The sequence below is a fragment of the Pseudorhodobacter sp. MZDSW-24AT genome, assembly GCF_002794355.1.
Taxonomy (GTDB): Bacteria; Pseudomonadota; Alphaproteobacteria; order Rhodobacterales; family Rhodobacteraceae; genus Pseudotabrizicola.
In genome coordinates, this window is record NZ_PGOI01000008.1 from 586,454 (window position 1) to 610,163 (window position 23,710).

The window sequence follows — 23,710 nt, forward strand, 5'->3', positions numbered from 1 at the left end:
GTCACCCGGATGCGGGCGCCGCGAATCACTTTACCTTACGTTAACCCTTTGACTTCGCGCCGGTTGACGCTGCGCTGACGGTGACGCTGCCAAGCTGTGACCTGATCGGCGGAGGCCTGATCACGACTTGGGGTTTTCATCAGGGAAAGGGGTTCACCATGAGAAATCGTGGATGTTATGTGGCGATGCTGCTGGGCACGTCGGCACTGCTGTCGGCCTGCGGGGGCAGCGGCGGGGGAATGGTGGCGAGCCGCGCAGGCAATGCGCCTGCGGATCAGGTTCTGGCCTCGGAGGGCAGCAGTGCCGAGGTGCTGGCCGAGGGGGCCACGCTGACCGCCTCGCAGCGGACATCATCAGGCATCACGCGCGATTTCGAGGCCGAAACGGCCCGTCTGTCGCCGGACACCACCGCCAAGGTTTCGCGCAATGAGAGCGGGGCGCTGACCTTGGTGGCGGGCGGAAGCACCATTGTCTTTGCGCCGGGCGATCTGTCCGAGGACGGCTATGGCTATGAAAGCGAGGATCAGGAAGCCGGGATCTGGGCATGGAGCGCGGATTCGATGGCCGAACAACTGGACCCGACGCGGCCCGATGCCAGCATGGTCTTTGACTATTACGTCAATGCGGCCGAAGGTGGCACGGGCCGGCAAGGGTTTCTGGTCGTGGGGACCGAGACGGATGCGGCCACGCTGTCGGCCTTGCCGACCGCGACCTATACCGGGCGCAGCCGCATTCGGGTGGCCCCGACCACCGGGTTCAACAGCTTCAGCGAAGACGTGTCCGAAGCGCGGGGTGACCTTGAGATGACCGCGAATTTCGGGGCGGGCACGGTTTCTGGGGCGATCAACCGCCTTGAAGGCCGCCCCCCGCAGGCCGAGGACCCGACCCGCACATGGTCGGCGGTGCCGGGCAGCCTGACGCTGGAGCGGACGGCCATTTCCGGCAACGGCTTTACCGGAGCGGTGCGCGCAGACAGCGGCTTTACCAGCGCCATTGGCACGGTTGCGGCAGGATCAAGCTATTCGGGCACGTTCTTTGGCGTGGGGGCCGGGGAAGTCGGCGGCGGCCTTTCGTTGCAGGGCACAGCGGCGGAGACGGGCCAAGGCTATGTGGGCTGGGGCTTTTTCTCGGGCCAGAGATAGCCGCAGATCCTTGGCAGTGTCTGGCTTTGGACGCACGCGCTTGGGGGCGTGAACAGATGACCCCGACCCGCTGTGACTGCGGTGGGGCGGGGTCAGGTGCGGGCTCGTCCCCAAGTCGCGCCCGCACCACCCTTTTGCAAAATCTTGGGGAACATCATGTCATTCACCATATCACGCCTGTGGATCGGGCTTTGCGCCTTGATCCTGACGCTCGCCGGGCTGTCTGATGTCGCAGGGGCACAGAGTCGGGCCTTGACCGAAAGCCTCGCGCGCGGCGATGTGGTCCGCGCGCGGGCCATTCTGGATGCAGAGGTGGCGGGGCGCGCCGATGCCGCGCTGCACCGGGCGCATCTGGAAGGGCTGATTGCGCTGCGCCAAGGCGATGCGGGCAAGGCCGTGGAAATCTTTGACGCCATCGTCGATATCGCGCCGGGCTTTGCGCCCTCGCGGCTGGCGCTGGTGCAGGCGCTGCATGCGGCAGGGCGGCGGGGGCCAGCGCTGGCACAGGCCCGCCGTCTGGCCAATATGACCGAGGATGCCCAGTTGCGCGACACGCTGCTGGATCAGACCGCGCTGAGCGAGGGCGCCCGGCGCGGCGGGGTGGCGCTGCGGTTTTCGCTTTTGCCATCAAGCAATATCACGGGCGGCGCCTCGGCCGAGACGGTGATGCTGGGCGGGGTGCCGTTCGTGCTGGACCCGGCGTCACGCAAGGCGCGCGGAACCGGGGTGGCGCTGGGCGTGACCGCGTGGCGGTCGTGGACTTTGGGGCGGGCGTGGACGGCCACGGCAGCGGCCTCGCTGGACCGTCGGCTGTTTGACACGGCGTTGAAGCCGCATGAAAGCGAGCTTTCCCTGAGGCTGACCGCCGCGTATCGCAGCGCGCGGGCCGAGGTGAGCTTTGGCCCGCGTCTGGCGCTGTTGCGGCAATCGGGGGGGCTGGCGCGGCGGCAGGTGGGCCTTGGTATGGCAGGCGCGTGGCTGATGTCACCCCGGGCGCGACTGACCCTGACGGGAGACTGGCTGCGGCAAGACTATCCGCAGGCGCCGTTCCGCTCGGGCACCTTGACCAGTCTGGTGCCCGGGGTGCATTGGGCGGTGGGCAAGCGCACCACGCTCTTTGCCGAAGCGCCCATGCTGCGGGAAACGGCGGCCGCCCCGCATCTGGCGCATCGCGATCTGGGCCTTGTGCTGGGCGTGGCGACGCAGACCGCCGGAGGGTTGACGCTGGGCCTGTCGGCCTATGCCGGGCGCAATCGCTATGATGCGGTTTATCCCGGTTTTGACCTCGCCCGAAAGGACAAGGTGCGGAGCCTGCGCCTGAGCCTCAGTCATGAGCGTTTTGTCCTGCACGGGCTGCGCCCCGAAATCAGCCTCACCCGCAAATGGCAAGCCAGCACCATTCCCTTGCATGACCTGACCACCACCGATGTGGGCCTGTCGCTGGCGCGGCGGTTCTAGGCCGATGTGGCGCCCTGCCGGACAGGCCCGTGGCGCGGTGCGGGAGCCCCGAGACATGCCGCGCGGAATTTTTGCAAAAACCGCCGAAAAACTGATACCCTTTGGATCTGTGCGGGGTGTTTATGAGTGCGATGAGACAGTGCAGGACGGGACAAAGGTTTCCCGGCGCGGCTCGGGGGGGATAACAGAGGGGCAGGCCACGGCCATCTTGCATGGCCCCTTTCGGCTGTTCTGTCCGGCAGGCCGGGACCTGACGCCCAACAGCACGATGCGTCAAGCCATTCTGGCGGTGCTTTTGTGTGCGCCGGGGATGATCCGGGCGCGGCGCAGCTTGCAGCAGATGTTTTGGGGAGAAGCGGACACCGCGCGGGCCTCGGCCAATCTGCGCACGGCCTTGTATCAGTTGCGCGCGGATCTGGAGCCTTTGGGCGCGGGGTGCCTGCTGAGCGACCGGCAGACGGTGCAGCTTGTGCCCGCGCGGTTCCGGCTGGACGCGGCGGCACCGGGGGGGCCTCGGTTTCTGGAAGGCATGGATCTGACGCTGGAAGGATGTTCCGGCTTTGAGGACTGGCTGCGCGACAGGCGGCTGGAAGAAGACACAGAGGCGGCGCAGACGGCGGTTTTGGAAAAGGGGCTGGCCAGAACGCCCAAGGCTTTGGTGCGGCCTGCCGTGTTGCGCCCGGTGCGGCGGCATCTGGCCTTGGGCATTCTGGCCTGTGCGGCTGGGGAGACTTGGGCCGGGAAGATTTGGGCGGCGGGGGGCACTTGGGCCGGGGGGCATCTGGCCGATGGCGTGATGGATGAGATCATCCATGCGCTGACGCTCACCACCTTGCTGGACATCCATGATCTGCGGGGGGGAGAGAGCGGCCCGGTGCCGCTACCGATCGAGACGGGGCGCGGCGTGAGCCATTGGGTGCAGGCGGCGGTGCTGCGGCGCGGGGCGCGGGCGTTGATGCGGCTGCGCCTGATCGAGGCCGGGACGCAGCGATTGCTCTGGCTGTCGGATCTGATCCCGCTGGAGGAAGACGACGGCGCCGCCGTGGCGCAGGGTCTGGCCGAAACGATCACCGACCGGCTGAGCGCGGAGGCGGATGCCGAGGGCGCGCCCGACCTGTTCCCGGTGACGGCGCTGGCGGCCATGTTCAGTCTGGACAGCGCCCTGATCCTGCAAACCGAGGCACAGCTTGTGCGGATGCAGGCCGAAGGCGGGCCCGAGGTGCTGGAATATCTGCGGGTGTTCCTGCAGGTGTTCAAACAGCATGAGGGGATCGGCGCCGCGAGCGCGATCGAGGCCAGCGCGCTGTGTGAGCGGTTGTCGCGCATGCGCACATCCGACCCGATGCTGCCCTTGTGCCAGAGCCTTGCCGGCTATGCGCTGCACATGCTGACCGACGAGCAGGAGGCGGCGGCGGCTTTGGTGGAGGCCGCCTATCAGCGCGCACCCGGCCTTGCGCTCAATCTGGACCATCTGGCGGTGCTGCGCCTGATCCGGGGCGATCTGGACGGCGCGGCGGCGGCGCTGGCGCAATGCCTGCGCGCCGGGAGCTTTAGCCCGTGGCGCTATACCTATGAGGTGACGGGCGCGATGATCTGCATGGCGCGGGGCGAGTATCAGGCCGCGATCTACCATGCCAATCAGGCGCTGTTTCGCAAGCCGAAGTATCTGGGCGCGCTGCGCTATGCGATGGCCGGGCTGGCGGCTTCGGGCAAGCATGCCGATGCACGGCGCATGGTGGCGCGGATTCAGACCTTGCGGCCAGAGCACGACCTTGCGGGCTGGACCCAAGGGCTTTTGCGCCGCGCGCCCGCACCTTTGGGGCAAAGCTTGGTGGCGGGATTGCAGCAGAGCGAGATCATCTGAACAGGAGGTGGGAATGGGGTTGGAGGAATACCGCAAGATACTCGGCCGCTCGGCGCTGATCGTGGGTGGCGACAAGATCCGGGTGGAGTCGGATGACCTGATCCGGACGCTCAAGCAGATGGTCGATGCGCCCGATGCCGATGATGCCCGCCTTGGCGCGACCCTGCGCGGCCTTTTGGCGGGGCGCGTGGCGGCAAGCCGCGTGTCGGCGGGCGGCGGTGCGCTGCACAAGGGATTGCACAAAGGGCTGCACAAAGGGTTGCACAAGGGTTTGCATAAGGGGCTGCATAAGGGCCTGCACAAAGGGGGCTTTGGGGCGGCAGGCTGGGCTTGGCCCGAAATCGACACGCCGTGGCGGGCGTTGAGCGCGCTGTGCGATCTGAAAGAGCGTTTCGGCTGGGATACGCTTCCCTTGGAGCCACCGCCGCCGATGGAAGAGCGGCTGGCCGAGGTGGACGCCTTGCACGCCCTTGAGGCCGATTTGCAGGGCGCGGGTCAAGCCCTGCGCCGTGCCCGGATCGAGGCCGAGGCGGGCAATGACCTGACGGCCTTCATGCTGCCCTTGGGGGGAAGCGAAGCCGCCGCCGCATCGCAGACGGCCGTTCTGTTCCAGACCGTGATCTGGCTGGGGGGCTTTGTCGGGCAGCATTACAAGGCGCGGTTCAAGGCCGCACGCCCCAGCGAACTGGACCCGAACCTCAAGCCTTATCTGCCGGTGCCCACCCACTCTTCCTATCCGTCCAACCATGCGCTGCAATCCTTTCTTGTGGCCGAGGTCTTCGCGCGCGCGGTGCCCGAGCACCCGGGCCTTCCGGCGCTCTACCGGGCCGCATGGGAGGTGGCGGTGAACCGGGAATGGGCCGGGTTGCATCTGCGCTCTGACACGCTTGCCGGGCAGACACTGGCGCGCTTGTGCATGCCGGTGATGGAGCGGGTGCTGGCAGATCAGATGCGCCTTGTGCATGCGGAATGGTATTGAACGCGGGAGATCACAGGATGAACACACAGACCCCGACAGAGGGATTGTCCGCGGCGCCGGAAGAGGGCGTGGGATTTTATCCAGAGTTTCACGCGCTGTGGCATTTGCAGGCCTTGGGCGTGGTGCAGGACTTCGCCGATGTGAGCCACGGCGCATGGGGCGCGGTCGACCCGGAGCGGCGGGTGCGCGTGGTGGTGATGGACACCCCGGTGGACTGGGGCCATCCCAACCTGATCGGCGCCATCAACACCGATCTGATGCGCGATTTCTCCTCGGTCAACGCGGGGGCGCCGATGACCGGTGCAGAGGGCACGGCGGAAGCGGTGATCTATGGCGCGCATGGCACGGCGGTGGCCGGGCTGATCGGTGCGCGCCCGAGCCGCGTTGTCTTGCAACTGCCGCAGCGGGCGGATGACACCGCGCTGCCGCCCGAGAAACGTCGGCGCGAGGTTGATCTGCCCTATGCGGGGATCAATCCGTTCTGCGAGATCGTCCCGGTTGCGCTGACGGCGGCGCCCGATACCGAGATGGTGCTGGCGGCCCTGCGGTATGTTGAGACACTGGATGCCGATATCGTGGTGGTGGCCGCCGCGTGGGATGACACCCCGCGCGCTTTGGCAGATGAGCACAGTTTCGACCCCAACGCGCCGAAATGGTCGGAGGTAGAAGCGGCGTTGCAGCGTGTGGCGCGCAAGGCCACGGTGCTGTGCGCCGCAGGCAATTCCGGGCCGGGATTGATGGCCTATCCGGCCTGTCTGGCGGGGCGGGTGGACGGGCTGATCGCCGTGACGGCCTGTGACGCCCACGGGGCGTTGCTGACCTATGCCTATGACCCCAAAGGACAGGCGCAGGTGATCCGCACGCTGAGCACGCAAGGGCCGCGCTATGATCGGGTGCAGGCGCTGCTGGACCCTTGGGCAGAGCGGGACGCCAGCCTGAAGCTGCCCGGCAACACGACCGCCTTTCCGGCGGAGCGGATCCTGTCACTCGATCCGCGCGGGCCGCGCGGCTATAACCCCTCGCCCTATCGCTATACGCCGCCGCCGGACGGTCCTCATCTGGAGATCGGCTCGCTTTACGCCGCGTTTTCGGGGACATCCGCCGCCACCGCCATCGCAGCGGGCTTGCTGTCGCTGGCGCTGCAAAGCCCGCAGGCCAAGGCGGCGCGGCCCGGCCCCGAAGACAATGCGATGATGCCCGGTGCGCTGTTCGATCTGGCACAGGCCAAGGCGCTGAGCGCGGCGCGGCTTAGCGGCAGGGCGAGGTGAGAAGCCCGCTGTCATGCGCCGTGCCAAGGAATGCGGCGACATCAGTGGCGATCTGGTCGGGGGGGATGTGGGGGAAGGCTTCGCACAACAGCCCGACGAGGCTGTTTGTCGTGTGATCGGTTTCGAGCAGCGCCCAGATCGCTTGGGCCAGCGGGTTCAGGTGCCAGAGCATGGGCGTGTCGGGGTGCCAGAGAAAGAGGCTTTGGCCAAAGTGGCGCAGATGCACTTCGGGGTGGCGCTGCAAGGGCAGATCCGGGGGAAGGTTTGCGCCGCTGGCCAAGGCGGCGCTTGGCAATGGCGGCAGAAGATCGGGCGGCAGGGCTGTGGTGCCGCCGAATGCCGCGCCAAGCAGGGCGGTTGCGGGCTCGAGCGCATCATAGCGCAGGGTGACGCAGGTCATGCCGTGCAGCAAGGCCTCGGCCTGCGCGAGGGCGGCGGCGGGCGTGTCGGCCAGCGTGAGGGTTTGTTGCAGGATCAGACGGATGGCCGCGTCGGGGGGCAGATGGTGCAGACGGGGCGCGCCGCTGCCGGGGCGACGGTCGAGCGCGACCAGCACCTTCGGACGGGCGCGGGTGCCATGGGGCGCGGGGTTGCGGGGGCGCAGATAGGCATAGCGATCATCCGCCAGAAGCGGCGTCACGTGGCCCAGCGCCGGAGCCGCAGGAAGCCGGATGCGCGGCGCGAGGCCCAAGGCGAGCGCGTCGCCTTGCGCGGTGATTGGCAGCACGTCATCGCAGAAGATCTGGGCGGTTTCTTCGCGTGCGAGGCGGGCGATCAGGGTGCTTTTGCCTGCGCGCCGGGGACCGGCCAGCAGAAGAAGCGGCCCCTGCCCCAGCCGCACCGCCCCGCAATGCAGGCCCATGCCGCCGGGCAAGGATTCGCAAAAGCCCAGCGCCAGATCGGCGATCAGGGCGCAGACGGCGGCGGTGGTGCTGAGCCCGCTGAGGGGCCTGTCCAAGGCGCGCGCGCCAAGGCGGAAGGTGCCGCCCTGCTCTGCCGCGACCACGGCGAGTGTTTGTTCTGGCGGCGGCAGCGTGGGCGAAAGGGTTGCGGGCCAGCCGAAAAGGCAATCGGTGAGGCCTTGGATCAGGTCTTGACGGGCGGGCAGGACGATGGCCCCGCCCGCCCCGGCCAGATGCACGGACAGGATCGGCGCTCTGGCGGGCCGTTGCGGCTGTCGGCGCGGTCTGGCGCGGAGGCTTGGCATGGATCACATGCCGAGCATGCGCTGCATCCAGCGCGGCAATTCGGCGGCGGAGGCCTGAACCTCGCGGCGCTGGCTGCTGGACGCGCCCTGCCCGCGCGACGGGCGGCTGTTGCGCGACGGGCCACTGTTGCGAGACGGGCCGCTGTTGCGAGAAGGGGCGCTTGCGCGGGAGGGCGCGCTGTTGCGCGACGGCGCACTGCTGCGCGACGGCGCGCTGGCCCCGGACGGCCCGCTGGTGCCCGAGGCGCGGGCGGCGTGGAAACCTGCCAAGGTGGGCGCGACATAGGCGGTGCCTGCGGCAAGGCCGATGCGGGTCAACATCTGGCGGCGCGACAAGAGGTTTGCTTTTGTTGCTTTCGTCATGGTCTTTACCTTTCGGTTTGAGCGATGGCCGAGCGTTGCGGCACATCACAAGAACCGTGCGGCAGCGGGTTTTATTCCCGAGGCATGGCATTTTTTCCGCACGGCGCGGGCCGGAGCCCGCCCGGATGGCGCAGGTGCAGAAGGCATGGAATAAACGCGCGACGGGCGCGTTGTCAGGCGCGGAACCGAACAAGAGGTGGGCGGATGGCGGACCAGACCAAGGCGATGTTTCAGGCGGATCTGGTGGCGCTGGTGCCCCGCTTGCGCCGCTTTGCCCTGTCTTTGGCAGGCAACCGGCAGGATGCGGATGATCTGGTGCAGGCCGCCTGTGAAAAGGCCCTGCGCAATGCGGCGCAATTCGTGCCGGGCACGCGGATGGACAGCTGGATGTATCGGATCATCCAGAACCTGTGGCTGGATGACCGGCGGAAGTCGGCGCGCCACGGGGCGGCGGTGGACCCGGACGAGGCGCTGCTTTCGGATGACGGCAAGGCCGCCCGTCTGCCGCAGGACCGCATGATGCTGGCGCAGACGCGCAAGGCGATGGGCGAGTTGCCCGAAGGTCAGCGCGAGGTTCTGGCGCTTGTCGCCATCGAAGGGCTGAGTTACCGCGAGGTGGCCGAGACGTTGCAGGTGCCGATTGGCACGGTGATGAGCCGCCTGTCGCGGGCGCGTGAGGCGCTGCTGCCGAAACTGGGTTTGGGCGCGGGGAGACGTCAGTGATGCAGGAGACACGGATGGACAAGGAAAGGCTCGCGGCCTTTGCCGATGGCGCGCTGACCCCGGAAGAGGCGGCGGCTGTGGTGATGCATCTGGTGGATCATCCGCAGGATCAGGCCTATGTCGATGATCTGATGGCGGCGAATGCGGCGCTGGCGCAGGCCTTTGCGGCGCCAATGTCAGAGCCGGTGCCTGCGCGGATTCGTGCGGCGATTGAAGAGCGCGCGCCCGAGGGTGCCAAGGTGGTGCCCTATGCGCGGCGGCTGCCGCTGCGGATGGGGGGGCTTGCGCTGGCGGCCTCGGTGGCGCTGGCGGCGTTTTTGTGGCCGCAGACCGAGCCGCTGCGGCTGACGGTGGGGGATGTCCCTGCCGGATCAAGGCTTGATGGCCACCTGCAAGGGCTGCCTTCGGGTGAGGTGGCTGTGCTGGAAAGCGGCGCAGAGCTGACCATTCTGGCCACGCTGCCCACGCCGCAAGGGCTGTGCCGCGAGGTCGAGGTGATTGACCGCGGGGCCGGGCGCGTGGATCTGGCGCTGGCCTGCCGTCAGCCCGAGGGTTGGCGGGTGGAAGTGGCGTTGTCGGAACCTGTGCCGGAAGGGCGCGCGGAGGCGGGCTATGTTGCGGCAGAGGGGGGTGACACGCTGGCGCTGACCCCGTGGCTGGACCGTTTGGGCGCGGGGCTGGCGCTGGATGCGGCGGCCGAGGCCGAGGCGATGGCGCGCGGCTGGCAACCCTAAGGGCGCGCCTGCCCCGATCAGGGGCAGAGCGCGGCGGCGGACAAGAGCCCATGACCAAAGATCGGATCGCGCCCGGCGGCGCCCAGATCACGGGCGGCGGCGGCGAGGCTGGTGCGGATCTGGGCCCCCGTTTGCGCGGCGGGGCGTGACATCTGCACGGCGGCGGCGGCGGTGACGAACGGCACGGCAAAGGATGTGCCGGTCTTGCCGCGCGCACCGCGCACGGAGGTGGCGGCAAGGAGGTTCACCCCCGGAGCCGCCAGCGCCAGATGATCGCCCCGCTGCGCGCCGGGATAGACGCGGCCGCGCGGATCGGTGGCGGTGACAGCGATCACCTGCGGATGGGCGGCGGGCCAAGCGGGCGCGGCCGTGGGGCCCGCGTTTCCGGCGGCGGCCACGATCACCGCATCCAAACCCTCGGGCGCGGTCAAGCGGTCGAGCATGCGCGACAGCACGCTGTTGGGCGGTCCGGCCAGCGAGAGGTTGAACAGGCGCACCTCTTGAGCCGCCAGAAGATCCAGCCCTTCGACCAAGGCGGCCACATCGGCGCGCTCATCCCCGGCGCTGCGCGAGAAGACATCGACCGCAAGCAGCTCGGCCCCCGGCAGGAGGCCCGGCACCCGTGAGCCGGGCGCGCCCACCAGAAGCGAGGCAATGGCGGTGCCATGCACCGCGCCCGATGGCAGCGGGTCGCCCGCGCGCGGGAGGAGCTGGACCGACGCCCCTGCGAGGATGTCGTGATCCGGGTTGATGCCGGTATCGATGAGGCCGATGCGGGTGGTGAGCGGGCAGCTTGGGGTGCCGATGCGGTCGGCAGGCCAGCCGATGGCCGCCCAAGCCGCACAATTCGCATGGGTGCAGGCGGTGGCCCGCGCCGCGGGCTCGGCTTGGCTGCTGCGGTAGAAGTGATTGAAATCGGCATCCGCGCCGCTGGCCAAGAGACGCACGCGGGCGCGCGCCGCCGCAAGCGAGAGGCCCGGCGGAGCGGCAAGCCGATCGAGCGTGAGGGCAAGGGTGGTGATGGTCTTGCGCTCGAGCAGCACGAAGCCTTCGGCTGCCAGAAGCGCGAGATCTGCTTGCGACAGATCGCTGACCACGAGTTCGGGGGCAAAGTCGGGGCGCGGGAGGGCTGGCTGACGCGGGGCGGCAGAGGCCCCCGGACTGCGGCGCGACGGGGGCGTGGCGTCGTCGTCATCATCATCGTCCCGCCCATCGTCGTCGTCATCATCATCATCGTCGTCATCGTCATCGTCGTCGTCATCATCGTCCGCCCAAGCCGCAGACCAGCCCGCGGGGAGGGTTTCGCTGACCACCAGAGGGGCCACACAGAGAAAGGCCATGATCCAAAGGCCCAAACGGTGCGAAAGGGGATGTCTGGGCATGGGCAACAGTCCGTTCGTGAAGAGAGGGCAACCACCGAGACAACGTGCGCGGCGCAGACGTTATTCCAAGGGCGCCTTTGCCTTTTGTGTGCCTTGCGACGACAGGCCATGGAATGGCCTTGGCGACAGTCGCGCATCACGAAAGCGCGAGGGCTGTAATGCCCCCTGCCCCGGGCGCGAAATGCGAAGGGAAAGGCGCGAGGCCTTTCGGATTTGACAGGGAGATTGAGATGAGTGCGATGACGTCCCGACTGGTTTTTGGTGCTTCGTTGGCCTGCGCGCTGGGCGCGATGGCGGTGACGCCGGTGATGGCGCAGGATATGGAAAAGTGCTTCGGCGTTTCCCTTGCGGGCAAGAATGACTGCGCGGCCGGGCCGGGCACCACCTGCGCGGGCACCTCGACCGTGGATTATCAGGGCAATGCCTGGGCGCTGGTTCCGGCGGGCACCTGCGTGACGATGGAGCTTCCGGCGGCGGCGGATGGCATGGCGCGGGCGGGTTCCTTGCAGGCGCTGGAACGCGATTTGCCAAACGCCTGATCCGTGCGGCGCGCGGACGGAGGCCCCGCCGCGCGCCTGCCTTTTGTGCAAAGGAGCTGCCATGTTGCCCGCCTTGCCCGGCGTGGGGTTCAAGCCCGCGCATTTCGCCGCCATTCGCCAAGACCCTGCGGGGGTCGCGTTCTTTGAAGTGCATGCCGAGAATTATCTGGGCGCGGGGGGCCTGCCCCATGCGCAGCTTGCGGCAATCGCGGGCGAGTTTCCGCTGTCGGTCCATGGGGTTGGCCTGTCGATCGGGGGGGCGCGCGGGATTGATGCCGCACATCTGAACCGCGTGCGGCGCCTGTGCGACCGCTATGCCCCGGCCAGTTTCTCGGAACATCTGGCGTGGTCGAGCCACGGCACCGAGACGATGGGGACCGCGTATCTGAACGACCTGCTGCCGCTGCCCTATACCGAAGAGACGCTGGCGCTGGTCTGCGATCATGTCGATCAGGTGCAAGAGGGGCTGGGGCGCAGGCTTTTGCTGGAAAATCCCGCGACCTATGTGCAATTCGCGCAATCGGTGATCCCTGAACCTGCGTTTCTGGCAGAAGTGGCGCGGCGCACGGGATGCGGGCTGCTGCTGGATGTGAACAATGTCTTTGTCAGTTGCACCAATCACGGCTGGGACCCGCGCGGCTGGCTGAACGCCCTGCCGCTGGATCTGGTGGGGGAGATCCATCTGGGCGGGCATGCGGCGGAAGACCTGCCCTCGGGGCCGCTGTTGATTGACAGTCATGGCGCTGCGGTGGCCGATCCGGTCTGGGCGCTTTATGCCGAGGTGATCGCGCAGGCGGGGCCGCTGCCGACGCTGGTGGAATGGGACAATGACCTGCCCGACTGGCCGGTGCTGGCAGCAGAAGCCGCGCGGGCGGGGGCCATTCTGGCGCAAGGGGGGATGGGTCTTGCCCGGGCATGCTGACATGATGGCGGCGTTTCACGCGGGCCTGCGGGGCGGCGCGGTGCCGCCGGGTCTGATGGCGCGGCACGAGGATGAGCTGGGGCGGCGCTTTGCCATCTATCGCAACAATGTGGCGGTTAGTCTGGGCGAAGCCTTGGCGACGCGCTTTCCGGTGATCCGGCGTCTGGTGGGAGAGGCGTTTTTTGCCGCCCTTGCGCGGGTCTATGCCGAGGCAGAGCCCCCGTGCTCGCCCGTGTTGGCGGAATGGGGCGAAGGGTTTGCTGGGTTTTTGGCAGGATTTCCGCCGGTTGCGGAGTTGCCTTACCTGCCCGATGTGGCGCGGATCGAATATGCGCGCGGGCAGGCCTTTCACGCGGCAGATGCGGCCCCGGTGGACCCGAGGGCCTTGGCGGCGGCAGACCCGGCGCGGGTGCGGCTGCGGCTGCACCCGTCGCTGCGGATGCTGCGGCTGGCGCATCCGGCGGTGTCGATCTGGGCGCGCAACCAACCCGATGGCGCGGACGGCCCGCTTGCAACGGGGCCCGAGGTGGCGCTGATCCTGCGCGATGCGGGCTATGACGTGCCTGTGTGGTCACTAGGCGCCGGGGATGCGGCGCTGATCGAGGCGATGCTGACAGGCGCGCCGCTGGCCGAAGCGGCGGCGATGGCCGCAACAGCGGAGATCGGGCACGCGCCGACGCCGCTGTTGTCGCGGCTGATGCAGTCGGGCGCTGTTACGGGGGCAGAAGCATGAGGATGACCGGATTTTCCCAAGTGATGGCGCGGTTTGACCGCATCCCCGATGCGGCGGTGGCGCTGGGGCTGCGGGTGTTTCCGGCGTTGGTGTTCTGGCAATCGGGGCGGACCAAGGTAGAGGGGCTGGCGATCAAGGACTCCACGTGGTTCCTGTTCGAGCATGAATATGCGCTGCCGCTGATCCCGTCGGATCTGGCGGCGGTGGCGGCAACGCTGGCCGAGCATGTGCTGCCGGTGCTGCTGATCCTTGGGCTGTGCACGCGGCTTTCGGCGCTGGCCTTGCTGGCGATGACGGCGGTGATTCAGATTTTCGTCTATCCCGGCGCGTGGATCACCCATGGCCTGTGGGCCGCGCCGCTTTTGGCGGTGGTGGCGCGCGGTCCGGGCGCGTGGTCGCTGGACCGGGTGCTGGGGTTGGACGGGCGGCGGGGTGCCCGCCCGCGCGCGGCCCCGATGGCGGGGGGGACGCGATGACGGGGGTGCTCGCGATTTCACCAGGCTGTGACTATGCGGGGGCGGTCGTCTCCGCTAGGCTGATGCCAGCGAGGCAGGAGGCGGCACTGCACAGGGATGACTCTTGGGAAAGTCTGCTGGCCCGCGCCAATGACGGGGATGGCGCGGCCTTTGCGCGGTTCCTGATGGTGGTCAGCCCGACAATGCGCGCGGTGATCCGGCGGCGGGGGTGCGATCTGCCCGCCGATCAGCAAGAGGACATTCTGCAAGAGGTGCTGCTGGCGATCCATCTGAAGCGGCAGACGTGGCGGCGGGGCGAGCCCGTGCGGCCATGGCTCTATGCCATTGCGCGCTACAAGGTGGTGGATGCCTTCCGGCGGCGCGGCGCGGTGGTGAACCTGCCGATCGAGGATTTCGCCGATCTGTTGCCCGAAGAGCAGGCGGCCAGTCCGCTGGCGCTGCGCGACACCGATGTGATGCTGGCGCAGATTGACAGCCGCTCGGCGGGCTTGGTGCGGGCGGTGGCGCTCGAGGGTAAGACGGCCGAAGAGGCGGGCGCGGCGCTGGGACTGACGGCCGGGGCGGCGCGCGTGGCGCTGCACCGGGCGATGAAGCGGCTGTCGGAAGCCGCTGGAAGGATGATGAAATGACCCCGAAGCGGTCCACCGAAGATCTGATCCGCGCGTTGGCAGGACAGCCCGTGCCTGCGCCGTGGTCGCCTGTCGCAACGCTGGGGGCCACGCTGGGGGCGGGAGCCCTTCCGCTGGCGCTGTTTCTGGCGCTGACAGGGGTGCGCGCCGATCTGGCCGGAGCGATGACGCAACTGGCGGTGCAGGCCAAGACAGTGTTGCCCTTGGGGCTGGGCGGCTTGGCCGGGGCGCTGGCCTTTGCCTCGGCGCGGCCGGGGCAGCGGTTCGCGCTGTGGCCCTTGGCACTGCCTTTGGCGCTGGGGATGGCGTTGGTGCTGTTGCGGCTGGGGATCGGGCCAGAGGCCACGGTGCTGGCCGAGTGGGTGGGCAGCACGGCGCTGGTATGTCTTTTGTCGATCACCGCGCTGTCGGCCTTGCCACTGGCGACGGGCTTGGTGTTCCTGCGCCGCGCCGCACCGACGCGGCCCGCGCTGACCGGCGCCCTGCTGGGGCTGGCGGTGGGGGGCGGGGTGACAGCGGGCTATGCGCTGCATTGCACCGAGGATTCGCCTTTGTTCTTCATGACATGGTACAGTCTGGCGATCTGCCTTGTCACCGCGATGGGGGCGATGTGGGGCGGGCGCTTCCTGCGCTGGTAGCGATCAGCCCACCGGGGCGCGGATATGGGCGCAGGCGGCTTGGGCCAGCGGCGACAGCCCTGCCCCGCCGGCGGCGGCGTGGTCAAGCAGTTGCGCGCGCATTCTTGGTTCCCAGAAATCATTGATATGGGCCGCCACCTTTTCGGCGCGGTCGGGAAGGGGCTGCGACTGGAAAAAGGTGGCGATCTGATTGGCCATCCTGACCATCTTTTCAGGCTGCATGGGGGGCTCCGGTCTGGATGCGGTGCGGATGGGCATAGACATCAAAGCCGCCGCCGCGCGCAAAGGCCACAAGGGTAAGGTTGGCCTCGGCGGCAAGGCGCTGGGCATGGGCGGTGGGGGCGGAGACGGCGATGAGCGTGGGGCAGCCCGCCAGCACGGTTTTCTGCACCATATCGACCGAGACGCGCGAGGTCAGGACAAAGGCCCCTGCCCCGGCATCCCTCCCTGCGCGGGCCATCGCGCCGATCAGTTTGTCCAGCGCATTGTGACGCCCGACATCTTCGCGCGCGAGGACGATCCCCTGCCCCGGCAGCAGGAAGCCTGCGGCGTGGACGGCGTGGGTCTGATCGTGCAAGGGTTGGTGCGCGCGCAAGAGATCGGTCGCGGCGGCGACCTCGGCGCGGGCGAACACCGGGCCGCCGGGGGGCAGCACCGGCAGCGGGCGGATCGCCTGATCCAGACTGTCGATGCCGCAGAGGCCACAGCCCACCGGCCCCAACATGCTGCGGCGGCGGGCGTCTATCGCGCGGGCCTGCGCCTCGTCGATCCAGAAGCGCGCCTCGGTGCCCGAAGGGTGGGCGATGATGTCAAGCGAGCGGACTTGAGCCGGGTGGTCGATGAAGCCTTCGGTCAGCGCGAAGCCATAGGCGAAATCCTCCAGATCCAGGGGCGAGGCCATCATCACCGCCGCTGTGGTGCCGTTGAACACCAAGGCGACCGGGGTTTCCTCGGGCAGGCTGCGCAGCACGTCGCGCGTGCTGTCGCCCTGCACCGACACCCCGCGCAGACCTGTGAGGGCGGCGCGCATGACTATTCCGCCGCCGGGAGGATGCGGCGCGATTGCGCGGCTTGGGCGGCGTAGTCTTCCTGCCAGTCGGACGGGCCGTTTGACGGCGAGACCTGCACCGCCGTCACCTTGTATTCCGGGCAATTGGTGGCCCAGTCGGAAAAATCGGTGGTGATCACATTGGCCTGTGTGTCGGGGTGGTGGAAGGTGGTGTAGACCACGCCGGGCGAGACGCGGTCGGTGATCTTGGCGCGCAGCGTGGTTTCGCCCGAGCGGGAGGCCAGGCGGACGAAATCGCCATCGGTCACGCCGCGCAATTCGGCATCATGCGGGTGGATTTCCAGCACGTCCTGATCATGCCAGACCACATTGGCGGTGCGCCGGGTTTGCGCGCCGACGTTGTATTGCGACAGGATGCGCCCGGTGGTGAGCAGAAGCGGGAAGCGTGGGCCGGTGCGTTCTTCGGTGGCGACATATTCGGTGACGATGAACCGCCCCTTGCCGCGCACGAACCCGTCGACATGCATCAGGGGCGTGCCATCGGGGTTGGCCTCGTTGCAGGGCCACTGGACGGAGCCTTTCTCTTCCAGCACCGCGTAGTTCACCCCGGCAAAGCTGGGCGTGGTCAGCGCGATTTCATCCATGATCTGCGACGGGTGGGTATAGTGCCAATCCGCCCCCATGGCGCGCGCCAGCATCTGTGTCACCTCCCAATCGGCATAGCCGTTGCGCGGGGCCATCACGCGCCGCACGCGGTTGATGCGGCGTTCGGCATTGGTGAAGGTGCCGTCTTTTTCGAGGAAGGTGGAACCGGGCAGGAAGACATGCGCGTAATTCGCGGTCTCGTTCAGGAAGAGGTCATGCACGATGACACACTCCATGGCCGCCAGCCCCGCCGCGACATGTTTGGTGTCGGGGTCGGATTGCAGGATGTCTTCGCCTTGGCAGTACAGGCCTTTGAACGTGCCTTCCACCGCCGCGTCCAGCATGTTGGGGATGCGCAGGCCGGGTTCGGGGTCGATGGTCACACCCCAGGCGGATTCGAACACGGCGCGGGCCTCGGCGCCTTTGACATGGCGATAGCCGGGGAGTTCATGCGGAAATGACCCCATGTCGCAGGAGCCTTGGACGTTGTTCTGGCCGCGCAAGGGGTTCACCCCCACGCCGGGGCGGCCGACATTGCCGGTGAGCATGGCAAGGTTGGCAATGCCGATGACGGTGGTGGAGCCTTGGGAATGTTCGGTGACGCCAAGGCCGTAGTAGATGGCCCCGTTGCCCCCGGTGGCGAACAGCCGGGCGGCGGCGCGCAGATCGGCGGCGGGCACGCCTGTCAGCAGCTCGGTCGCCTCGGGCGCGTGGCGCGGGTCCGAGATGAAGGCGGCATAGTCCTGAAACTCATCCCAGTCGCAGCGGTCGCGGATGAAGGCCTCGTTCATCAGCCCTTCGGTCACGATCACATGGGCAAAGGCCGAGATGACGGCGACATTGGTGCCGGGGCGCAAGGGCAGGTGGTGGGCCGCCTGAATATGCGCCGATTTCACCAGATCAATGCGGCGCGGGTCGATCACGATGAGCTTGGCCCCAGCGCGCAGGCGCTTTTTCAGGCGGCTGGCAAAGACCGGGTGGCCATCGGTGGGGTTGGCCCCGATGACGATGACCACATCGGTCTGTTCGACCGAGTCGAAGTCTTGCGTGCCTGCGCTGGTGCCAAAGGTCTGGCCCAAGCCATAGCCGGTGGGCGAATGGCAGACGCGGGCGCAGGTGTCGGTGTTGTTGTTGCGAAACACCCCGCGCGCGAGTTTCTGCACCAGATAGGTTTCTTCATTGGTGCAGCGGCTGGAGGTGATCACGCCAATGGAGCGGCGGCCGTATTTTTCCTGCAAGCCGCGCATCCGATCGGCGGCAAAGCGCAAGGCCTTTTCCCAGCTGACCTCTTGCCAAGGCGCGTCGATGCGGTCGCGGATCATCGGCTTCAGGATGCGGTCGCGGTGGGTGGCGTAGCCATAGGCAAAGCGGCCCTTGACGCAGGAATGGCCCCGGTTGGCCTTGCCGTGTTTGTAAGGCACCATGCGGACCAGTTGATCGCCGTTCAACTCTGCCTTGAACGAGCAGCCCACCCCGCAATAGGCGCAGGTGGTGATGACGGATTTCTGCGGCGTGCCGAGTTCGATCACCGATTTTTCCTGCAAGGTGGCGGTGGGACAGGCCTGCACGCAGGCGCCGCAACTGACGCAATCGGACTCGAGCGCGGTATCGGTTTTCGCGCCAAAGGACACCCGGCTGTCAAAGCCGCGGCCTTGAATCGTGAGCGCGAAGGTGCCTTGCACCTCTTCGCAGGCGCGCACGCAGCGCGAGCAGACGATGCATTTGGCCGGGTCATAGGTGAAATAGGGGTTGGAGGTGTCTTTCGGGATGAATTGGGGGTTGGCCTCGCCGCTGGTGTTGCGGGGGCGGAAATGGGTTTTCTGTGGCTCATAGCGCACATCGCGCAGGCCGACCGCGCCCGCCATATCCTGCAATTCGCAATCGCCATTGGCGGCGCAGGTGAGGCAGTCGAGCGGGTGGTCGGAGATGTAAAGCTCCATCACGCCGCGACGGATCTTGCGCACGGTGCTGGATTGGGTGTGGACCACCATGCCGGGGGTGACGGGGGTGGTGCAGGAGGCCGGGGTGCCGCGCCGGCCTTCGATTTCCACCACGCAGAGGCGGCAGGAGCCGAAGGCCTCGACACTGTCGGTGGCGCAGAGTTTGGGCACCTGAATCCCCGCTTCGGCGGCGGCGCGCATCACCGAGGTGCCTTCGGGCACGGTGACTTCGAACCCGTCGATCGTCAGGGTGACGGGTTTGCCCTGTTTGGCGGGGGTGCCCATGTCACGGTCGGTGGGGAGGATGAAATCCTTCATTCCGCTGCCTCTTTCTGGGTCGCGAAGTCATCGGGGAAATGCGTCAGCGCCGACATCACCGGGAAAGGCGTGAAGCCCCCCAAGGCGCAGAGCGAGCCGAGTTTCATCGTCTCGCACAGGTCGGTGAGGATGGGCAGGGCGGTGGCGTCGCCGCGCGCGATGCGGTCGATGGTTTCCATGCCGCGCACGGCGCCGACGCGGCAGGGCGTGCATTTGCCACAGGATTCCACGGCGCAGAATTCCATGGCAAAGCGCGCCATGCCCAGCATGTCGGTGGTGTCGTCAAAGACCACGAGGCCCGCATGGCCGATGAGCCCGCCTGCGGCGTCGAAATCCTCATAGCCCAGCGGCGTGTCAAACTTCGACACCGGCATATAGGCGCCCAAGGGGCCGCCGACCTGCACCGCCTTGACCGGGCGGCCGGTGGCGGTGCCGCCCGCGATTTCGGTGACGAGTTCGCCAAGGGTCATGCCGAAGGCGGTTTCAAACAGGCCACCGCGCGCGACATTGCCCGCGATCTGCAAGGTGACGGTGCCGCGGGAGCGGCCAAGGCCGAAGGCGGCGTAATGGGCGGCGCCTTTCTCGAAGATCACCGGCACGGTTGCCAGCGAGATCACGTTGTTCACCACGGTGGGGCGGCCCATGAAGCCTTCGAGCGCGGGTAGTGGCGGCTTGGCGCGGACCACGCCGCGCTTGCCTTCGAGCGCATTCAGAAGCGAGGTTTCCTCGCCGCAGACATAGGCCCCGGCACCGATGCGCAGCTCCAGATCAAAGGCGTGGCCCGAACCCAGCACATCGGGGCCAAGCACCCCTGCCCCGCGGGCAAGATCAATGGCGGCGGTCATCACCTTGATGGCGTCGGGATATTCCGACCGCAGGAAGACAAAGCCGCGCGTCGCCCCGACGCCAAGGCCCGCGATCACCATGCCTTCGATCACGGTGAAGGGGTCGCCTTCCATGATCATGCGGTCGGCAAAGGTGCCGCTGTCGCCTTCGTCGGCGTTGCAGACGATGTATTTCTGCGCGGCCTTGGCCCCCAGCACGGTGTTCCACTTGACGCCGGTGGGAAAGCCCGCGCCGCCGCGCCCGCGCAGGCCGCTGTCGGTGACCTCTTGCACGATCTGCGCCGGGGTCATGGCCAGCGCGCGGCGCAGGCCCGCAAGCCCGCCATGCGCGGTGTAATCGGCCAAGGACAGCGGGTCGATCACGCCGCAGCGGGCAAAGGTAAGCCGGGTCTGGCGGGCAAAGAAGGGGATGTCCTCGACCGGGCCAAGGGTCGCGAGACGGCCCGTCAGCAGCGCCGGCACATCTGCCGGGGTGAGCGGGCCATAGGCCAGACGGCCCGCGCCGGTGTCGACCTCGACCAGCGGTTCGAGCCAGACCATACCGCGCGAGCCGGTGCGGATCAGATCGACGCTCAGTCCAAGGCGGGCGGCCTCGGCCAAGACCGCCGCCGCCACCGCATCCGCGCCCAGCGCCTTGGCGGAGCTGTCCATCGGGACATAGATCTTCATGCGCCCACCTCGGCCAACACTGCGTCCATCCGGGCGGCATCGACGCGGCCCAGCACCCGGTCATCCACCAGCACCGCCGGGGCGCAGGCGCAAAGGCCAAGGCAATAGACGGGTTCAATGGTGACCGCGCCATTGGCGGTGGTGCCATGCCAGCCGATGCCCAGCCGGGCCAACGTGGCTTCGGCCATCGCGGTGCCGCCCATGGCCTGACAGGCCTCGGCCCGGCAGATTTTGATGACATGCCGCCCGGCGGGCACCTCGCGGAAATCGTGGTAGAAGGACACCACGCCATGCACCTCGGCCTTGGAGATGTTCAGCGCCGAAGCGATCAGCGGTTGTGCCGCGGCGGGCACATGGCCAAAGCGCGCCTGAATGGCGTGCAGGATCGGCAAGAGCGGCCCTTCGAGTGCCAAAAACGGCGCGATCAGATCAGTGATCTCGGCATCAGAGGGGGGGATCGGGGTTTGGGGCATGGCTGGCCTTTGGCTTGCGTCCGCCGCAGGCTACCCCGTGCTTGCCTCGCCAATCAATATCGCAAATCCGTTGAATGATAGGAAACGCCTATCAAACCGGCGTCAGCGATGCTTGCCATAGGCTTTGGTCACCTTGTTGCCGCGCGCGCCGGTGACAACGGGGGTGTTGACCCGGTTTTCATCGTCCAGCTTGCGCCAGCGGTCCAGCCGGGCGGCATCGAGCGTGCCTGCGGCCACCGCCGCCTGCACGGCGCAGCCCGGTTCATGCGCATGGGTGCAGTTGCGAAAGCGGCAGTGCGGCGCAAGCTCGGCAATTTCGGCGAACAGCACATCAAGGCCCACGGAAATATCCGAGACATGCAAGGTGCGGATGCCCGGCGTGTCAATCGCCCAGCCGCCACCCAGGATGCGGTGCAAGGAGCGTGAGGTGGTGGTGTGCCGCCCCTTGGCATCGGATTCGCGGATGCTGCCGGTGGCCTGCGCTTCCTCGCCCGTCTTGGCGGCGAGTGTGTTCAAGAGTGAGGATTTGCCCACCCCGGAGGAGCCGACCAGCGCCACGGTTTCGCCCTGCCCGCACCATGGTGCAAGCGCCTGCGCGGCCTCGGGCGTGTTGGCGTTGAGGGGAACCACGGGCAGATCGCGCTGCAAGCCCGCCACCTGCGCCACATAGGGCGCGACATCGGGCACCTGATCGGCCTTGGTGAGCACCAGCACCGGAGTGGTTCCCACTTCATTGGCAAGGGCAAGATAGCGCTCCAGCCGGGCGGGGTTCAGATCGTCATTGCAGGAGGTGACGATGAACAGCGTGTCGACATTGGCGGCGATCAGTTGCGGCACCTTGGCGCCTTCGGTGCGGCGCTGGATCAGGGTCTTGCGGTCCAACCTGCGGACCAGAAGATGGCTGTCGGGCTCGGCCAGCACCCAATCGCCGACCGCGTAATCCGAGGTGTTGGTCTGCGGCGGCAGCATCAGGCGGACGGGGCCTTGGGGGGATTGCGCGCTCATCCGGGCGCGGTGGACGGTGGCCACGCGCAAGGGAACAAGGGCGCTGTCGTCGGGGCCGCACTGATCTTGATAAAAGGCGGTCCAGCCCAGATCGGCGAGCGTGACGGGGGGCATGGCAGGATCGGGTGTCATCCTCTCTGCATGCGCGGGCGCTGGCCGTGATGCAAGGGGCAGGATGGCGGTCGGCGCAGATTCCGCCGAAGGCTTGGGCTTTGCAGCGGTGGTCAAAGGCGTTTGCGATGCCTACATAAGGCTTTCGCCCCCAAGGGGGCAGCCGCAAGAAGGGGCGAGGAATGTCAAAAGATACGCGCGCGCCAGTTTCGGCCGAGGGCCTTGGCGCCTCGCTTGCGGCGCTGCCCAAGAAGGGGCCGCCGCCCGTGCATCTGTGGAACCCGCCCTATTGCGGCGAGATGGACATGCGGATCGCGCGCGACGGCACGTGGTTTCACGAAGGCACGCCGATCGGGCGGCCCGCGATGGTGCGGATGTTCTCGTCGATCCTCAAACGCGAGGGGGAGCGGTATTTTCTGGTGACCCCGGTGGAGAAGGTGGGGATTCAGGTGGAGGACACGCCGTTTCTGGCGGTGGATTTCACCGCGACCGGCGACGGGCGGGATCAGGTCTTGCGCTTTGTCACCAAGACCGAGGATGAGGTGGTGGCGGGTCCCGAGAACGCGCTGCGGGTGGTGCAGGATGCGGCGGGCGCGGCGTCGCTGCCCTTGGTGCATATCCGGGGCGGGATGGAGGCGCGGATCGACCGCAAGACTTTCTATCGGCTTGTCGCGCTGGGCGTGCAGGAAGAGGTTGACGGCGCCCCCTGGTTCGGCGTCTGGTCTGCGGGTGTGTTTTTTCCCATGATCCCATCGGCCGACCTGCCCTGAATGCCCCGTTTCGCCGCAAATCTGACGATGCTGTTCACCGAGGTGCCCAGCCTGCACCGGCCGGAGCTGGCGGCTCAGGCCGGGTTCGACGGGGCCGAGATCCTGTTTCCCTATGACCATGCTGAGGCAGAGTGGGAAAAGGCGCTGGCCGGGTTGCCGCTGGCACTGATCAACACGCCGCCGGGCCATTGGGCGGCGGGGGACCGGGGCTTTGCTGCGGTGCCCGGTGAGGAAGAGCGGTTTCGCAGCGGGTTCCTGCGGGCGGCGGGTCTGGCCACAAGGCTGGGGGCCGAGCGGGTGCATGTGATGGCGGGGGTGGCCAAGGGGCCGCTGGCCGAGCAGGTGTATCGCGAGAATCTGGCTTGGGCGGCGCAGCAGGCGCCGGGACTGCGGTTGACGGTGGAGCCGATCAACCCGGATGACATGCCGGGGTATTTCCTGAACGATTTCGATCAGGCGGCCCGCATCCTTGAGGATCTGAACCTGCCGCAGATCGGCATGCAGTTTGACGTGTGGCACGCGGCGCGCATTCACGGCAATGCCAATGCCGTTTGGGCCGCGCATCGCGCGCGGGTGAGCCATGTGCAGATTGCGGGATTCCCGTCGCGCAATGAGCCGGGCGGCGGCGGGTTCGATCTGCCTGCGCTCTGTGCGGAGCTGGATGCGGTGGGGGGCGATGTCTGGATCTCGGCCGAATACCGACCGGCGCGCGCCACGGTGCATGGGCTGATGTGGTTGCAGGCGTTGAAAGCGCGGCATCGGCCGATCGGGGCCTGAGCGCTTTTGACGGGCCGCGGCTGTCGGCCTGCCCTTGCCCCAGCGGCGGTTTTCCGTATGATGCGGACGCAGCAAGCCACAGGATTGAGCC

The 23,710-nt window shown here is 67.7% G+C and carries 24 protein-coding genes; 15 read left to right on the plus strand and 9 right to left on the minus strand.

Annotated elements, in window-relative coordinates; all coding sequences use genetic code 11:
- Window positions 1–158: 158 nt before the first annotated feature.
- From CUR21_RS12415 to CUR21_RS12435, 5 genes are all read left to right on the plus strand, one after another.
- The gene (locus CUR21_RS12415; protein ID WP_100197321.1) at window positions 159–1,142 is read left to right on the plus strand and encodes a transferrin-binding protein-like solute binding protein; all 984 of its coding nucleotides are present in this window, start codon (window positions 159–161) and stop codon (window positions 1,140–1,142) included.
- A 156-nt stretch (window positions 1,143–1,298) separates the two neighbouring features.
- Window positions 1,299–2,600: a surface lipoprotein assembly modifier gene (locus tag CUR21_RS12420; protein WP_100197322.1), complete on the plus strand. Its 1,302-nt coding sequence runs from the start codon at window positions 1,299–1,301 to the stop codon at window positions 2,598–2,600.
- A gap of 208 nt (window positions 2,601–2,808) precedes the next feature.
- On the plus strand, window positions 2,809–4,464 hold the full coding sequence (locus CUR21_RS12425; protein WP_157792006.1) for a hypothetical protein: 1,656 nt from the start codon (window positions 2,809–2,811) through the stop codon (window positions 4,462–4,464).
- Window positions 4,465–4,477: 13 nt separating this feature from the next.
- On the plus strand, window positions 4,478–5,443 hold the full coding sequence (locus CUR21_RS12430) for a phosphatase PAP2 family protein (RefSeq protein ID WP_100197324.1): 966 nt from the start codon (window positions 4,478–4,480) through the stop codon (window positions 5,441–5,443).
- Between the two features lie 17 nt (window positions 5,444–5,460).
- Complete coding sequence (locus CUR21_RS12435) at window positions 5,461–6,711, plus strand: S8/S53 family peptidase (protein ID WP_157792007.1); 1,251 nt, start codon at window positions 5,461–5,463, stop codon at window positions 6,709–6,711.
- Here the strand turns inward: CUR21_RS12435 and CUR21_RS12440 are convergent.
- Window positions 6,692–7,918 carry a PqqD family protein gene (locus CUR21_RS12440; RefSeq protein ID WP_100197326.1) on the minus strand — a complete coding sequence of 409 codons (1,227 nt, stop codon included), beginning with the start codon at window positions 7,916–7,918 and terminating at the stop codon, window positions 6,692–6,694. The two genes, CUR21_RS12435 and CUR21_RS12440, sit on opposite strands and share 20 nt — an antisense overlap.
- 3 nt (window positions 7,919–7,921) lie before the next feature.
- Window positions 7,922–8,281, minus strand: coding sequence for a hypothetical protein (locus CUR21_RS12445; protein ID WP_100197327.1), 360 nt, complete (start codon window positions 8,279–8,281; stop codon window positions 7,922–7,924).
- A 204-nt stretch (window positions 8,282–8,485) separates the two neighbouring features.
- On the opposite strand from CUR21_RS12445, the gene CUR21_RS12450 reads away from it, so the two are divergent.
- Window positions 8,486–9,004, plus strand: coding sequence for an RNA polymerase sigma factor (locus tag CUR21_RS12450; protein WP_232622776.1), 519 nt, complete (start codon window positions 8,486–8,488; stop codon window positions 9,002–9,004).
- 14 nt (window positions 9,005–9,018) lie between these two features.
- Entirely contained in the window at window positions 9,019–9,738 is a 720-nt protein-coding gene (locus CUR21_RS12455; protein ID WP_100197328.1) for an anti-sigma factor, read from the plus strand.
- Window positions 9,739–9,755: 17 nt separating this feature from the next.
- On the opposite strand, the gene CUR21_RS12460 is transcribed toward CUR21_RS12455, so the two are convergent.
- Complete coding sequence (locus tag CUR21_RS12460; RefSeq protein WP_100197329.1) at window positions 9,756–11,120, minus strand: S8 family serine peptidase; 1,365 nt, start codon at window positions 11,118–11,120, stop codon at window positions 9,756–9,758.
- 230 nt (window positions 11,121–11,350) lie between these two features.
- Here CUR21_RS12460 and CUR21_RS12465 point away from each other — a divergent pair, with 230 nt between their 5' ends.
- From CUR21_RS12465 to CUR21_RS12490, 6 genes are all read left to right on the plus strand, one after another.
- Window positions 11,351–11,659 carry a DUF2282 domain-containing protein gene (locus tag CUR21_RS12465; protein ID WP_100197330.1) on the plus strand — a complete coding sequence of 103 codons (309 nt, stop codon included), beginning with the start codon at window positions 11,351–11,353 and terminating at the stop codon, window positions 11,657–11,659.
- A 61-nt stretch (window positions 11,660–11,720) separates the two neighbouring features.
- Window positions 11,721–12,581 (plus strand): DUF692 domain-containing protein, encoded by an 861-nt coding sequence (locus CUR21_RS12470; RefSeq protein ID WP_100197331.1) that lies wholly within the window; start codon window positions 11,721–11,723, stop codon window positions 12,579–12,581.
- The gene (locus CUR21_RS12475; RefSeq protein WP_157792008.1) at window positions 12,565–13,314 is read left to right on the plus strand and encodes a DUF2063 domain-containing protein; all 750 of its coding nucleotides are present in this window, start codon (window positions 12,565–12,567) and stop codon (window positions 13,312–13,314) included. Before CUR21_RS12470 ends, CUR21_RS12475 begins: the two co-directional genes overlap by 17 nt.
- A 2-nt stretch (window positions 13,315–13,316) precedes the next feature.
- On the plus strand, window positions 13,317–13,790 hold the full coding sequence (locus CUR21_RS12480; RefSeq protein ID WP_232622777.1) for a DoxX family protein: 474 nt from the start codon (window positions 13,317–13,319) through the stop codon (window positions 13,788–13,790).
- Between the two features lie 62 nt (window positions 13,791–13,852).
- The gene (locus tag CUR21_RS12485) at window positions 13,853–14,419 is read left to right on the plus strand and encodes a sigma-70 family RNA polymerase sigma factor (RefSeq protein WP_157792009.1); all 567 of its coding nucleotides are present in this window, start codon (window positions 13,853–13,855) and stop codon (window positions 14,417–14,419) included.
- Window positions 14,416–15,057: an NrsF family protein gene (locus CUR21_RS12490; protein ID WP_100197334.1), complete on the plus strand. Its 642-nt coding sequence runs from the start codon at window positions 14,416–14,418 to the stop codon at window positions 15,055–15,057. Before CUR21_RS12485 ends, CUR21_RS12490 begins: the two co-directional genes overlap by 4 nt.
- 3 nt (window positions 15,058–15,060) lie before the next feature.
- Here the strand turns inward: CUR21_RS12490 and CUR21_RS12495 are convergent, their stop codons facing one another.
- The 6 genes from CUR21_RS12495 to rsgA form a co-directional block, all read right to left on the minus strand.
- Window positions 15,061–15,279: a formate dehydrogenase subunit delta gene (locus tag CUR21_RS12495; protein WP_100197335.1), complete on the minus strand. Its 219-nt coding sequence runs from the start codon at window positions 15,277–15,279 to the stop codon at window positions 15,061–15,063.
- Window positions 15,269–16,087 carry a formate dehydrogenase accessory sulfurtransferase FdhD gene (gene fdhD, locus CUR21_RS12500; protein ID WP_100197336.1) on the minus strand — a complete coding sequence of 273 codons (819 nt, stop codon included), beginning with the start codon at window positions 16,085–16,087 and terminating at the stop codon, window positions 15,269–15,271. Before fdhD ends, CUR21_RS12495 begins: the two co-directional genes overlap by 11 nt.
- 2 nt (window positions 16,088–16,089) lie before the next feature.
- Entirely contained in the window at window positions 16,090–18,969 is a 2,880-nt protein-coding gene (gene fdhF / locus CUR21_RS12505; RefSeq protein WP_100197337.1) for a formate dehydrogenase subunit alpha, read from the minus strand.
- Window positions 18,966–20,483 (minus strand): NADH-ubiquinone oxidoreductase-F iron-sulfur binding region domain-containing protein, encoded by a 1,518-nt coding sequence (locus CUR21_RS12510; protein WP_100197338.1) that lies wholly within the window; start codon window positions 20,481–20,483, stop codon window positions 18,966–18,968. Before CUR21_RS12510 ends, fdhF begins: the two co-directional genes overlap by 4 nt.
- Complete coding sequence (locus CUR21_RS12515; protein ID WP_100197339.1) at window positions 20,480–20,956, minus strand: formate dehydrogenase subunit gamma; 477 nt, start codon at window positions 20,954–20,956, stop codon at window positions 20,480–20,482. The genes CUR21_RS12510 and CUR21_RS12515 overlap by 4 nt, the downstream gene beginning before the upstream one ends.
- 102 nt (window positions 20,957–21,058) lie before the next feature.
- Complete coding sequence (gene rsgA / locus CUR21_RS12520; protein WP_100197340.1) at window positions 21,059–22,093, minus strand: ribosome small subunit-dependent GTPase A; 1,035 nt, start codon at window positions 22,091–22,093, stop codon at window positions 21,059–21,061.
- Between the two features lie 161 nt (window positions 22,094–22,254).
- Here rsgA and CUR21_RS12525 point away from each other — a divergent pair, with 161 nt between their 5' ends.
- Together CUR21_RS12525 and CUR21_RS12530 are read left to right on the plus strand one after the other, a co-directional pair.
- The gene (locus CUR21_RS12525; protein ID WP_100197341.1) at window positions 22,255–22,842 is read left to right on the plus strand and encodes a DUF1285 domain-containing protein; all 588 of its coding nucleotides are present in this window, start codon (window positions 22,255–22,257) and stop codon (window positions 22,840–22,842) included.
- Window positions 22,843–23,619 (plus strand): hydroxypyruvate isomerase family protein, encoded by a 777-nt coding sequence (locus CUR21_RS12530; protein WP_100197342.1) that lies wholly within the window; start codon window positions 22,843–22,845, stop codon window positions 23,617–23,619.
- Window positions 23,620–23,710: the final 91 nt, after the last annotated feature.